Consider the following 13,148-nt stretch of genomic DNA (forward strand, 5'->3'; position numbering starts at 1 on the left):
AGTTTGGGCTGCGCACCTTTCGGCTACACCAAACTCGCTTAATCGCAGTAGCGGCGATCCCCGAGCGCTTGATTCAAAAACGCTTGCCCTAATGCCTGGCCAAAAACGCCAGCGGCAGCCCCATGGCTGCCGCTGGACGCTACCGCCTTGAATCACTCAGTGCGCGCCGAAACGCCAGTTCAGCTCCAGCATGTAGGAGCGGCCGTAGCCGGTGTAGTTGAAGATGTTGTAGTACGGGTAGCTGGTGTAGGTGCGGTCGCGCGGCGGCCGGGTGTCGGCAAGGTTGTTGACCGTGGCCGTCAGCGAGATGTCATCGTTGAGCGCATAGTCCAGCGTGGCATTGAGCGTGGTCCACGCCCCGACCTTGCGGGCGCCTTCCACCGCATACCCATCGGTGCTTTGTTGCGCCACCAAGTTGGGCGTGCGGCCATTGCGTTGACCGAACAACGTGGTGGTCCAGGCGTCTTTCTGCCAGGTCACCGAGGCGTTGACGATGCTGCGGAACTCGGAGGAGAAGAACGGTTCGCTGAGCAGGTCGCGTACCGGATCCTGCGGGAACTGCTGGCTTTCGTGCTTGAGCGTGAGGTTGTATTGCGCGTCGAAGACGAACAGCCCCCAGGATTCGGTCGCCAGGTTGTACGTCGCCTTGCTGAGCACGCCGGAGATCTCCTCGTTGGAGATATTGATCGGGTTGATGCGGATGTCGCTCAGGCGATTGGGTACCGGTGCATCGGCTGCGGTGCGATCGATACGCGACAGTGCATCCACGCAGGTGGGCGAGCTGATATCCAGGCTGCCGAGGCGGCAGGCCGATTCGGTCTGCAGCAGGTTGTCGGTGCTCAGGTCGCTGACTTTCTGGTCGATCTTGATGTTGTAGTAATCGGCGTTGACGCTGAAGCGCGCACTCGGCGACCACACCACGCCATAGCCCCAGGACTTTGCCGTGATCGACTGCAGGTCCCGATTGCCGGCGCGGCGTCCGGCGATCGAGGTACCCGCATAGGTGCAGTCGGCGATCGGCACGTTGGGTTCTTCGAGTGCGCACCGGTAGTAATCGTTGACGCCCTGGAAGAAGCCGCTGTCGCCAGCGAAGGAAAACGCCATGTCCGGTGCCTTGAAGGCGGTGGCATAGTTGCCGCGGAACAGCAGCGAATCGATCGGGCGGAATTCCAGCGCGGCCTTGTAGGTGAACTTGGAATCGCCACCGCCGCCCTGGTTCTTGTAGTCGTCGAAACGGCCGGACAGGTTGGCCGTCAACGTCGAGAGGATCGGCAGGCGCATCTCGAATGCCGCCGCCCAGTTCTCGCGCTTGCCGCTGCCCTGGGTGCCGGTCAGCTGGTAGAAGTCACCGGCGATCACGCGTTGATCGGTCGGGTTTTCCCAGTACTGGTTGCCCGCCTGCAGCACGCCGGCCACGCCGACGGCACCGGCCGGCAGGTTGAACAACTCGGTGTTGGTGAGCTGCAGGTTGACGTTCTGGGTCCAGGTCCTGGACTTGGTGCGGATCTCGTCGTTGAAGCTGCGGTATTGCGCCGGCGTCAATGCGCGATAGAAGTCGGCGTCGTTGGGCGAATAGATCGGGTAGCCGTAGTACTCGCCTTGCTGGGGCCCCAGGAACTGCTCGCGGAAGAAATCCTCGATGCGATCGGCCAACGGCCATTGCTGGCGGCTGTCGATGCGGTATTCGGCGCGTGCGTAGTACGCATCGTAGGTCCAGTTGCTGGCGCCCAGCCCGCCCTTGATGCCGGCGGCGATGTTGTAGGAATCGGCGGTCTGGCGATTGTTGTTGAAGTCCAGGTTGCCGGTCTCTTCAGGCGCGAAGATGCGCTGGTAGCCTTCCAGTTGCTGGCTGTCCTGGTTGTAGAACAAGCCGCCGGTATCGGACGAGGTCTGCCAGAAGCGTGAGCCGCTGTTGACCTCCACCTTGGTGCGATTGAGCAGCAGCGTCGCGTAGCCCTGGGTGTTGTCGTTGAAGGCGTAGGTCAAGTTGGCGTAGCCGCTGGCGCTGCGTTCCTTGTTGAGGATGCTGGCGTAACCGGGCTCGGTGCGGCTGCTGCAGAAATTGCCGCGATTGGCGCGGTTGTCGTATTGCACCGTGCCGTTGAACAGCGGGCCCAGTGCATCGCAGTTGGCGGCGCCGGGGTCGATGTAGGTGGTTGGCGTGTTGTGCAGCGCGATGCGCGAGCCGTAGCGCAGGGTGGGGTCCGGATTGTCGGAGGTGGAATCGAAATCGCGCCGCTGGGAGCCGTAGATCGGATCCTGGTTGTTGAGCTGCAGGCCCCAGACGATATCGGCCTTGCCGAGGGTAGTGCCGCCGGTAAGCTGGAAGCGCTGGTTGTTGCCGCCACCGCCGTCGTAGGTGCCCATGCGGTAATTCATCTGCACGCCATCGACGTGCTTCTTCAGGATGATGTTGACCACGCCGGCAATGGCGCTGGAGCCGTAGATCGAGGACTGGTTGCCGGGCGCCACATCGATGCGTTCGACCATGCCCACCGGCACGCTGGCCAGGTCGACGAAGTTGCTCTGGCCGTTGTAGAGCAGCGGGTAATCGGCCATCGGCCGGCCGTCGATCAGCACCAGGGTGAAGCCGGGATCCAGGCCGAGCAGGCTCAGCGATTTGGCGCCGGCGGTGAAGCCGCCACTGAACTGGCCGTCCTGCACCGAGCCGGTGGCCATCGGCTGCGAGCGCAGCACATCGTAGACATCCTTGAAGCCGCGGCGCTGGATGTCCTGGGCGGTGATGGAGAACACCGGTGTGGCTGTCTCGACCTGCGACCGCGGAATCAACGAGCCTGTCACGGTGACCTTGTTCAATTCAGTCACTGCGTCCTGGTTCTGGGCCATCGCAAGCGATGGCATGGCCAGGGCGGCGCATACGGCGTTGACCAACAAATGGCGCTTCATGGAAACCTCTCTCTCCAAAGGCATGGAACAGGGCGCGACGACCGGGGAGGCCGCGCGGCATCGCTGTCAACGAAACGTTAACAACAGTTCGACTCTAACCAGCCCCTGCGCCTGCGGATAGTCGAGATTGTTTAGATTTTTTGTCCCTTCACGCCTAGGCTAGGTATCCTTTGTAGATGCTTAAAGTCGCGTTTGCTCTCTCCCTGCTGTGCACTCTGCTCGTTCCGCTGCAAGCGGTTGCCCGGGCCACCATCGACAAGATCGAAATCAAGGGCCTGGACGACGACGCCGACGCCGAGATGATCGAGAACATCGAGGTCTCCCTGTCTCTGTATGAGGCCGTGGGCAAGGAGCAGGGCGAGTCGCGACTGGAGTATCTGCTGGCGCAGGCCGAACGGCAGACGCGCGAGGCGCTGGAACCGTTCGGCTACTACTCGCCGACCATCGATCTGGCCGCGCCGCGCAGCGGCGACAAGGTGACGGTAGTGATCACCGTGGAGCGCGGCGAGCCGGTGCGCGTGCGGCAGTCGCATATCTCCATCACCGGCTGGGCCGAGCAGGACCGTTACCTGGGCCAGGATCTCAAGCAGTTCGAACCGCGCGAAGGCCAGGTCTTCAGCCACCCGCAATACGAAGCGAGCAAGGTGCGCATCACCCGTCGGCTGGCCGAGCGTGGCTACTTCGATGCCGACTTCACCCAGCGCCGCGTCGCGGTGACGCGCGCCGAGCACGCTGCCGATATCGATCTGAACTGGGATAGCGGCCGCCGCTACGACATGGGCAAGGTGCGCTTCGACTACGACTACTTCCGTCCGGGCCTGTTCGAGCCGTTGGTGTATTGGGACGAGGGCAGCTACTACCACGAAGGCAAGCTGGATCGCCTGCGCGAGTCGCTGACCAAGCTGGATTACTTCAGCACCATCGATATCCAGCCCAAGCCGGAAGAAGCCGACGACCAGGGCCGGGTGCCGGTGGATGTGAAGCTCACCCGCGCCAAGCGCACCGTCTACACCTCCGGCCTGAGCTACGGCAGCGAGAGCGGTGCCGGTGTGCGTGGCGGGGTGGAGCGGCGTTATGTCAATTCGCGCGGCCACAAGATGGACACGCAGCTGGATTACGCGCAAAACCGAAAGAGCCTGACCACCAGCTATCGCGTGCCGGCGTTCCGCTGGCTGGATGGCTGGTACACCGCCTCGGCGCGGCTCTATGACGAGCAGACCGAATACATCGACCTGCGCAACGTCAAACTCACCGGCAGCCGCAGCGGCCAGATCAACGAGCGCTGGAGTGCGATCGCTTCGATCAATGCCTTGCGCGAGCGCTGGCGTTTCAGCAGCGGTGACGACTTCGAAGGCGCGGTGTATGAAACCTCCACGCTGATCTATCCGCAGTTGCAAGTGAACTACGTCAATGTCGACGACCGCCTGTTCCCGCGCAGCGGCGTGTCCGGGCAGGCCTTCATCCGCGGCGGTGCCGAAGGCGCCGGCTCGGACACCAATTTCGGCCAGCTCTATGGCCAGCTGCGCTGGTTCCTGGGCGCCGGCGACAATGGCCGGGTGATCCTGCGCGGCGAAGGCGGCACCACCTGGACCAGCGATCTGGTGGCGATGCCGCCGAGCCTGCGCTTCTTTGCCGGTGGCGCCAACAGCATCCGCGGCTATGCCTTCCGCGAAGTCGGCCCGCGCACGCCCAAGCCGGACGAATTCGCGCTCGGTGCCAAGAACGTGGTCACCGCCAGCGCCGAATACGAGCATTACCTCAAGGGCGGCCCCTGGGGCGGCGCGGTGTTCGTCGATAGCGGCAGCGCGTTCGACGACACGCCCGACTGGCACACAGGCATCGGCTTCGGTCTGCGCTGGCGCTCGCCGGTGGGCCCGGTGCGCGTGGACATCGCGCATGGCTTGAACGATCCCGACTCGCAGTTCCAGCTCTATATCGATATCGGGGCCAACCTGTGAGCACACCGACGCCGCCCCCCGCACCGCGCCGCGCGCGTTTCTACCGCCGCCGCCGGTTCTGGGTCGGCTCCGGGCTGACCTTGCTGGGGCTGGTGTTGCTGGCCCTGATCGCGGTGTACTGGCTGCTGCAGACCGTGGCCGGGCGCGATGTATTGCTCGCCCAGGTCACCGCGCGCCTGCCGGTCGGTGCCAGCTTCACCTACGGCAAGGTCGAAGGCCCGGTGGCCGGCCCGCTGACCTTGCGCGATGTCGATTTCCGGTATCAGGACATCCACTTCACCGCCGAGCGCGTGTATCTGGAACCGGACCTGCGCCCATTGCTCGGGCGCAAGCTGCAGCTGGATGCCGTGCAGGTCAGCAATGCCACCTTGAATCTGGGTAAGAGCGATGAGCCGTTCACCCTGCCGAGCTGGCCCGAGTCGCTGCCGCAGATCAACGTGCCGCTGGCGATCCAGGCCGACAAGATCGACGTGGAGAACCTGCGCATCACCCAGCTGCAGCAGCCGATGATCGTCCTGCACAAGGTGCAGGGCGGGCTGGAAGTGGCCACCGGCGAACTGCGCACGCGCAATCTGGTGGTCGATACCGACATGGGCGACTTCCGCCTGCACGGCGACTACGTGCCCAACGACGATTACCGCGCCGACCTCACCGCCACCGCGGTGCTGCCGGCCGCACGTGGGCGCACCCCGGCCAGCCTGGGGCTGGTGGCACGCGGCGATCTGGACAAGATGGAAGTGGCCATCGCCGGCCGCGCGCCGGCACCACTGCAGGCCAGCCTGGTGTTCACCGGGCGCGATGATCCGACCTGGACCTTCAAGGCCGTCACCGAGGCGCTGGATACCTCGCTGCTGATGCCGGCCACCAATGGGCAGTACGCCGCCCCGGCCACACCGATCGCGCTGAACCTGCAGGCCTCCGGCAAGGGCGGCAACGCCGACCTGCAAGGCAGCGTCAAGCAGGGCGAGTTGAGCGCCAGCTTGCAGCCCTCGCATATCAGCCTGCTGGACCAGGTCATCACCGTCGAGCCGTTGGTGATCGATGCCTTCGAAGGCCGCGCGCAGTTGCGTGGCACTGCCGATTTCCGCGATACGCAGAATCCGAGCTTCCGCTTCGCGGTCAATGCCAGCGGCCTGCGCTTCACCCCGACGCAGGACCCGGCCACCCCCGATGCGCCGGTGGTGCCGGTGGAACTGGTCGATGCGCGTCTGGGCGTGGCCGGCACCCTGAAGGCATGGGCGGCGATCGGCCGCGCCACGCTGGAGCGCGACGGGCAGCAGGCCGCGCTGGTGTTCGACAGCCGCGGCAACGATCAGCGCGCCCAGCTCAAGCAGGTGCAGGCCAAGACCCCGGGCGGCTCGCTGGATCTCACCGGCGAAGTGGGCTGGACCCCGGAGCTGGAATGGGATGTCACCGCCCAGCTGGCCAAGTTCGACCCGGGCTATTTTGCGCCGGGCTGGAACGGCAATCTCTCCGGCAAGGTCGCTTCCAAGGGCCGCCAGCTGCCGGCGCCGGCCGGCGGCGTATCGCCGGGCTTCGAAGCCACGGCGGATATCCCGACCCTGAGCGGCCAGTTGCGTCAGCGCGCGCTGTCGGCCAACGGCAAGTTCGCCTTGCGTGGCGAACAGGGCGAAGGCGAATTGCAGCTGTCGCTGGGCAATAGCCGCATCAACGCCAAGGGCAAGGTCGGCGACCAGCTCGATATTGCCGCGCAACTGCAGCCGCTGCAGCTGGACGATGTCCTGCCCGGCGCCACCGGCACGGTGCGCGGGCAGCTGCAGGTCAGCGGCAAGCGCGATGCCCCGGACATCACCGCAGACATCGCCGGCAGTGGCCTGCGCTGGAACGACTACAGCGCGCAGAGCATCAGCCTGCGTGGACGCCTGCCGTGGCGCGGCAGCGACGGGCAACTGGCCCTGCAGGGCACGGCGATCGAAGCCGGCGTGGTGCTGGACAGCGTGCGCGTGCAGGCACGCGGCGCGGTGGAAGCGCTGCGCCTGGATGCCGAGATCGCCAACAGCATGGCCAACCTCGCGCTGCAGGGCGATGTCCGTCGCAATGGCGAGCGTTGGCAGGGCCAGGTCGCCACGCTGCGGATCGCACCGGCCAAGGGCGATGCCTGGGCGTTGCGCCAGCCGGCGCAGTTCAGCACCGATGGCGCCGCGTTTACGCTGTCAGACACCTGCCTGGGCGCAGCCACCGGTGGCGCGCTGTGCGCCAGCGCCAACTGGCCGCGCGAGGGCATGGTGGTGCACGGCGATGCACTGCCGCTGTCGCTGGTGCAGCCGTGGCTGCCCAAGCAGGAGGGGCGGCAGATCTATCTGCGCGGCGAGCTGGCGCTCGATGGCAGCTTCAAGCCGCGCGGCAATGCCTGGGAAGGCTCGTTCCGCATCGCCTCGCCCGAAGGCGGCATCCGCCTGGGCGAAACCCGCTACGCGGCGGTGGCCGGCAATCCCAACCGCGGCGAGTTGCTGCGCTACGACCAGTTCAGCGTGCAGGCCGATTTCACCCCGCAGCAGATCCAGGCCAAGCTGGGTATCGGCTTCCAGGGCGCCGGCTTTGTCGATGCCAAGTTCAACACCGGCTGGGATGCGTACGCGCCGCTCAACGGCGAGCTGTATCTCAATATGTCGCGACTGTACTGGCTGGAGCTGGTGGTGGCCGATGTGGTGCAGCCCAAGGGCCTGGTCGAAGGCCATGTGAGCCTGCGCGGCACCCGCGACAAACCGCTGCTGGGCGGCGATGCCACCTTGAGCAACTTCACGGCCGAATATCCGTCGATGGGCCTGACCCTGAGCGAGGGCAAGGGCCGCTTCGACGCGCTACCGGATGGCTCGGCCAAGATCACCGCATCGGCCAAGTCCGGCGAAGGCACACTCAACATCGATGGCGGGCTGTCGTGGTTCGGCACCAGCACGCCGTTGCTGCTCAATATCCGCGGCCAGAACGTGCTGGCCTACAACACCAGCGAGTTGCGCATCATCGCCAACCCGGACATGCAGTTCGGCATCACCGACAACACCATGCAACTGCGCGGCAAGGTCACCGTGCCCGAAGCCGATATCGACCTGGAACGCCTGGATCGCGGCACCTCGGTGTCCGAGGACGTGGTGGTGCTGGACCCGGTGGACCCGGAAGAAGCGCCGGCCTCACCGCTGGATATGGACCTGGCCATCGTGCTGGGCGACAAGGTCAACATGAGCGGCTTCGGCCTGAAGGGCGGACTGAGCGGGCAGATGCAGATCCGCGCGCGCCCGGGCCGCGAGATGACCGCCAACGGCGGGCTGGACGTGCGCGGCCGCTACAAGGCCTATGGCCAGGATCTGACCATCAGCCGCGGCCAGCTGACCTGGAACAACAACATCGTCTCCGACCCGCGCGTGAGCCTGCGCGCCGAACGCAAGGTCGGCGATGTCACCGCCGGTATCGACGTCAGCGGCCGCGCCGAATCGCCGCGTGCCGACGTGTGGTCCGAGCCGGCGATGTCGCAATCCGAAGCGCTGTCCTACCTGGTGCTCGGCCGCGGCCTGTCCACTGCCAGTAGCGACGAAACCCAGCAGGTCAGCGCCGCCTCGGCCGCCTTGTCGGCCGGCAGCAGCCTGATCGCCTCGCAGATCGGCGCCAAGCTCGGCCTGGACGAAGCCGGCGTGAGCGAATCCAGCACCGTCGGCTCGGTGGTGGGCTTCGGCAAGTACCTCTCGCCGAAACTCTACGTCGGCTACGGCGTCTCGATGGTCGGCAGCGGCTCGGTCCTGACGCTGAAATACCTGCTCAGCCGCGGCTTCGACATCGAAGCCGAATCCAGCACGGTGGAGACCAAGGGCTCGGTGAACTGGCGGCGGGAGAAGTAACAGCCAATCGCGCACCAGTGCATCACGTGGTGCGCGTGGCGCCGCATGTGTCAGGTTTGGGCTTGGCGCAATGCGGATATCGAGGGATGTTCGGCCATGCGTGAGGCATCGCCAGGTTGAGCGCTGCAGTTTTATCTACAACCTCTTCTGCCGCGTCGCCGGGCGCGGCACACCGGCATCGCGCAGGCATTACGCACTTTTTATGCCGGCGCACCAGCGCGCAAATAGCCCCTTTATGCCCGGCAGGCCTACCTTGGCACTCCCGCACTGTGGTGCGTTGAGTCCAACACGATGTGTATCCTGATTTTGCAAGGTCCGCAGGCCGATCCGGCGCAGCTGGCGCCGCTGCAGCTGCCCGAGTGTGCCGGCCGTGCGTTGCGCACGCTGGCGTGCGCCGATGTCGACGGCTTGATTGCCGGCTTGCAGGCGGCCGGTGGCGACGCCGAGGTGGAGCTGGTGCTGCTGGATTCGGGTGATCTGGCGCCGTCCGCGCGTGCGCAGGTGCATGCGACGGCATTGCGTGCGGCATTGGATGCGCTGCACACGCCCTACATCGAGCTGCATACCGATGCCGACCAGGAGCTGGAGCCGTGGCTGCATCCGCAGCATGCGCCGCTGGCGGTGGTGATCACGCCGCGCGACGCGCCGCGCGCCTATGCGATGTCGTTGGGGATTGCCGCGCGCTGCCTGCCGTCCCTGTGCGCGCCGTTGCGCGCCGCTGCCTGAGGAGGCCGCCATGTCGATCATGATCGTGCGTGGTCCGGAGGCATCGTTGCCGCTGGTGCGTGGGCCGCAGCCGTTGCCGCGGGCGGTGATCCGCCAACTGGTGGCGTGCGCGGGCGATGCGGGCAAGACCGTGGCGCTGCGTGCCTGCGGGTCGGAGCAGGAGCTGCTGGATGCCCTGCGGGTGGCCGGGCAGGCGCGGATGGAAATCGCGTTGATCGATCCGGGCAGCTGCGTGGACAGTGCGCGCCTGCATCGTGTGCTGGGCGCGTTGCCGTATCCGTTCGTGGAGGCCCACGACGATAGCGTGGACCGGCCGGAGCGTTGCCTGCCGGAAGGTTTCGGGCAACGCATCGCGACGGTGCGCGGCTACTGCGCGCAGAGCTATCTGCTCGGGCTGGAGATCGCGTTGGAACATCTGGGCTGCACGGAGATCCAGGGCGATGTCCACGTCGGTACCTGAGCTACGCCAGCTGCATTACTTCGCCGACTACGAGGGCTATTGCGACGGTCGGCCGGTGCTGTGGGGGCAGCTGGCCCACAGCGTGGAGGTGCCCGCCGATGGCGTGCTGGATGCCGCCGGACTGGTCACCGCGTTGCGCCGCCGCGCGGCCGAGGCGCACGGGCTGGAAGCGGGGCAGATCCGCTTGTGCCAGGTCACGCGGCTGTAGCGGCGTGACACACAACGACGCCACCGGAAGGTGGCGTCGTTGTCCTGCGGTGATTGCGCGTCGTTCGACGCAGATCACCCGGGTTGAGGCTTACTTGGCCGGGCTGGCCTCCGGCACGAACTTGGTCAGCTGGTTGGCCGTCGCCGCCGTGCCGAAGTTGAAGCGGCCGTAGCCGGCGCCCCAGTACAGCGCACCGTCCACGATGGCCGGCGAGCTGATCACCGAGCCGGTGGCGTCGTGATTCCACAGCGTGGCGCCGGTGTCGGCATCCAGGGCGACCATGTTGCCGGCCATCGACCCGGCGTAGAGCAGGTTCGGCGACACCGTCAGCGAGCCCTGGCCACCGGCCGGGACGTTCGGATTCACGCGGTTGATGCCGGGCACCTTGACCTGCCACTTGATCTTGCCGGTGGCGGCATCCAGCGCGGCCCACGAGCCGCCATTGTGGCTCTGGGTGTTCGCCGGTCCCAGCGTATAGGTGGCGTTGGTGCTGTTGTTGATGGCCACATAGACCTGCGACTTGTACGGGTCGAACGCAGTGCCCCACTCGACGCCGCCGGTGGTGCCGCCGGGGCCGACCTGGGTCGACCACACCTTGGCACCGGTCTTGGCGTCGAAGGCCCAGTAGATGCCGCTCTTCTGCCCTGCGCCGACCAGTTGCTGCGCCTTGCCGTCGCGCCATACGGTGAACAGCTGCACGCCGGCACCGCCGAAGTCGTAATCAGGACCGGTCAGGTTGGTTGCCTGGGTGTTCGGGCACAGGCCATTGGTGGGCGCCACGATGCACGACAGGTTCCAGGCGTCGTAGCCTTGTGCACGGTCGGCCCAGACCAGCTTGCCGGTGTCCAGATTCAACGAGACCACCGAGTCGACGTAGTTGTCCGGGGCCATGCACGCCAGTTCGTCCTGCACGGTGAGTTCGCTGCCGCGGTAGGAGCGCGCGTTGGAGACGCAGTTACCCACGCTGGCGGGAATGTTGTAGTTGTTGCCGGTGCCGAAATACAGGCGGCGGCTGATCGGATCGATCGCCACCTGGCCCCACACCGATGCGCCGGTATACCCCTCGGGCACGTTGTAGAACTGCCACACCTTCTTGCCGGTACTCAGATCCAGGGCCACCACGCTGCCACGGAAACTAAAGGTGTGGGTCGAATCCAGGTTGCCCCAGTCGCCGGAGGAAATGCCCACGTAAATGCGGTTGCCGTAGATCACCGGCGAGGAGGTGATGCGCGCCTGCGGGTTGGCTTCGGCGGTGGTCTTCCACAGCAGCTTGCCGGTCTTCTTGTCGATGGCCAGCACGGTACCGGCGGCCTGGTCGCCGACGATGATGCTGTTGGCGCTGATGGCCGGAGTGTTGCGCGTCACCGAGTTGGCATTGCCGGTGTAGTCGGACAGCTTGGCCTGCCAGTTCGGCTTGCCGGTCTGGGTGTCGACGCTATACAGCGTGCCGCCCCAGTCGGGCACGTACAACGTGCCACCTTCCACGCTCGGCGTGGCCGAGATGTCGCCGGTGGTGGTCAGGGTCCACGCCGGGACGAGGCCCTTGACGGTGGTGCGGTTGATCTTCCACTCGCCCGGCGCGAAGCGCTGGTTCAAGTAGCCGCCGCCGGCGGTGGTCCAGCTGGTGGGGCTGGCGAACGGAAGGTCTTTGCCGAAGCTGCGCCAGATCTGGCTGGAGCCTGCGAAGGCCTGGGTATCCAGGGACGACACCGGCTGTTGTGCGGTTGCGGGGCCGGGCTGGGCGAAAGCCACTGCGCTGGCAAGCAGGCAGGGAACGAGCGTCAAACTGCGAAATCGCAAGCGGCGAATTGAATGTGTCATCACGGCATGTCCATAGATGGAAGGAAGCGCTGGATCCCCCCGGATCTGCCGAGTGAAGATGGCCGATCGGCGAGACCATGCAACACACGCATGTCGCTGCATTCATTCAACGGTCGGGTCCGTTCGCATCTGGTACGACCAGCTCGCAAAATTTGCGTTCAGCCTGTTCGGTATTCGCACAAATACTGATGATTCATCACTATCTGCATCAGCCGCGATAGGAAAAATGATTGGCCGCCAGACCGGCGTATCGCCTGCAAATCAATGGTCTGCAAAAAGTAACCAGGAAATTTTGCGCCACCTTGTCAGGTTGGTCACGGTGTTGAACAGCGCCCCTCCCCCTGGGGGCGAGAAGGCATTGCTTGCGCGCCACTGGCGCGCGTGCCTTGGAGCGCCCGCGTCGCAAACGCGGGCCGGGGCGCGGAGCAGGGATTGGGGTGAGGGTACGGGGCGATGCCACACGAGAGACTGAATTGCGTGGCTTCGCAGCTACCCTCATCCGCCCCTTCGGGGCACCTTCTCCCGGAGGGAGAAGGGAACAGCCATGCAGGGCTGCGTTATCTTTTACGTCAGGCGCTTTGAGGCGAGGGCGCGACGCTGTGCGCCGCATTGGGAGCGATCAGCGCCAACTGCGCGATCGCATCCTGCACCACCTCCGCCACCGTGGCGTCCACATCCACCGATACCACGTCGGCTTCGTCCAGCGGCAATTCCAGTGTCTGCAACTGGCTGTCGAGCAGGCTGGCCGGCATGAAATGGCCGGCGCGCGCGCTCAGGCGTGCGGCGATCACATGCGGGGCCGCGTGCAGGAACACGAAGCGCAGCGGAATGCCGCTGCGGCGCAGCAATTGACGATGCGTGCCGCGCAAGCCCGAGAACGCGAGCACCACCGACTCGCCGGCCTGGACGCAGTCGCGCAAGGTGGCCGCCAGCAACTCCACCCACGGCAAGCGCATCGCATCGGTGAGCGGTTGGCCTGCGGCCATCTGCGCGCGTGCGGCCACGCTGTGGTAATCGTCGGCGTCCAGAAAACGGTAGCCGTAATGCGCTGCCAGGGCCTGCGCGATGGTGGTCTTGCCGCTGCCGGAAACGCCCATCACCACGATGGCCAGGGGCGAAGCGGACGCGGGTGTAGCGGGGGCTGCGGTGTCCATCACGTCAGGTTATATCTCCGGAGCGATTCGGCATTTTGCCGGATTTCACGTTGGCGGCAGCCG

Annotated in this window: 8 protein-coding genes; 5 read left to right on the forward strand and 3 right to left on the reverse strand. The window is 65.7% G+C overall.

The annotated features are described in order from the left end of the window. Positions 1-156: 156 nt before the first annotated feature. Positions 157-2,847, reverse strand: coding sequence for a TonB-dependent receptor (locus EO174_RS20195; RefSeq protein WP_206515095.1), 2,691 nt, complete (start codon positions 2,845-2,847; stop codon positions 157-159). A 236-nt stretch (positions 2,848-3,083) separates the two neighbouring features. Here EO174_RS20195 and EO174_RS20200 point away from each other — a divergent pair, with 236 nt between their 5' ends. From EO174_RS20200 to EO174_RS20220, 5 genes are all read left to right on the forward strand, one after another. Then, positions 3,084-4,865 carry an autotransporter assembly complex family protein gene (locus EO174_RS20200; RefSeq protein WP_104584372.1) on the forward strand — a complete coding sequence of 594 codons (1,782 nt, stop codon included), beginning with the start codon at positions 3,084-3,086 and terminating at the stop codon, positions 4,863-4,865. Beyond that, entirely contained in the window at positions 4,862-8,716 is a 3,855-nt protein-coding gene (locus EO174_RS20205) for a translocation/assembly module TamB domain-containing protein (protein ID WP_126946983.1), read from the forward strand. The genes EO174_RS20200 and EO174_RS20205 overlap by 4 nt, the downstream gene beginning before the upstream one ends. Before the next feature lie 291 nt (positions 8,717-9,007). Continuing rightward, positions 9,008-9,442, forward strand: coding sequence for a hypothetical protein (locus tag EO174_RS20210; protein WP_126946986.1), 435 nt, complete (start codon positions 9,008-9,010; stop codon positions 9,440-9,442). A 10-nt stretch (positions 9,443-9,452) separates the two neighbouring features. Then, complete coding sequence (locus EO174_RS20215) at positions 9,453-9,902, forward strand: 3-dehydroquinate dehydratase (protein WP_164739707.1); 450 nt, start codon at positions 9,453-9,455, stop codon at positions 9,900-9,902. Further along, positions 9,883-10,110, forward strand: a complete 228-nt coding sequence (locus EO174_RS20220) for a hypothetical protein (RefSeq protein WP_164739708.1) — start codon at positions 9,883-9,885, stop codon at positions 10,108-10,110. The genes EO174_RS20215 and EO174_RS20220 overlap by 20 nt, the downstream gene beginning before the upstream one ends. A gap of 90 nt (positions 10,111-10,200) precedes the next feature. On the opposite strand, the gene EO174_RS20225 is transcribed toward EO174_RS20220, so the two are convergent. After that, on the reverse strand, positions 10,201-11,931 hold the full coding sequence (locus EO174_RS20225; protein WP_104649872.1) for a PQQ-binding-like beta-propeller repeat protein: 1,731 nt from the start codon (positions 11,929-11,931) through the stop codon (positions 10,201-10,203). Between the two features lie 569 nt (positions 11,932-12,500). After that, positions 12,501-13,085, reverse strand: a complete 585-nt coding sequence (locus EO174_RS20230; protein WP_115678117.1) for a gluconokinase — start codon at positions 13,083-13,085, stop codon at positions 12,501-12,503. Positions 13,086-13,148: the final 63 nt, after the last annotated feature.

Origin of the sequence: Xanthomonas sp. BRIP62418 (assembly GCF_003993495.1) — a bacterium.
GTDB classification, from domain to species: Bacteria; Pseudomonadota; Gammaproteobacteria; order Xanthomonadales; family Xanthomonadaceae; genus Xanthomonas; species Xanthomonas euroxanthea.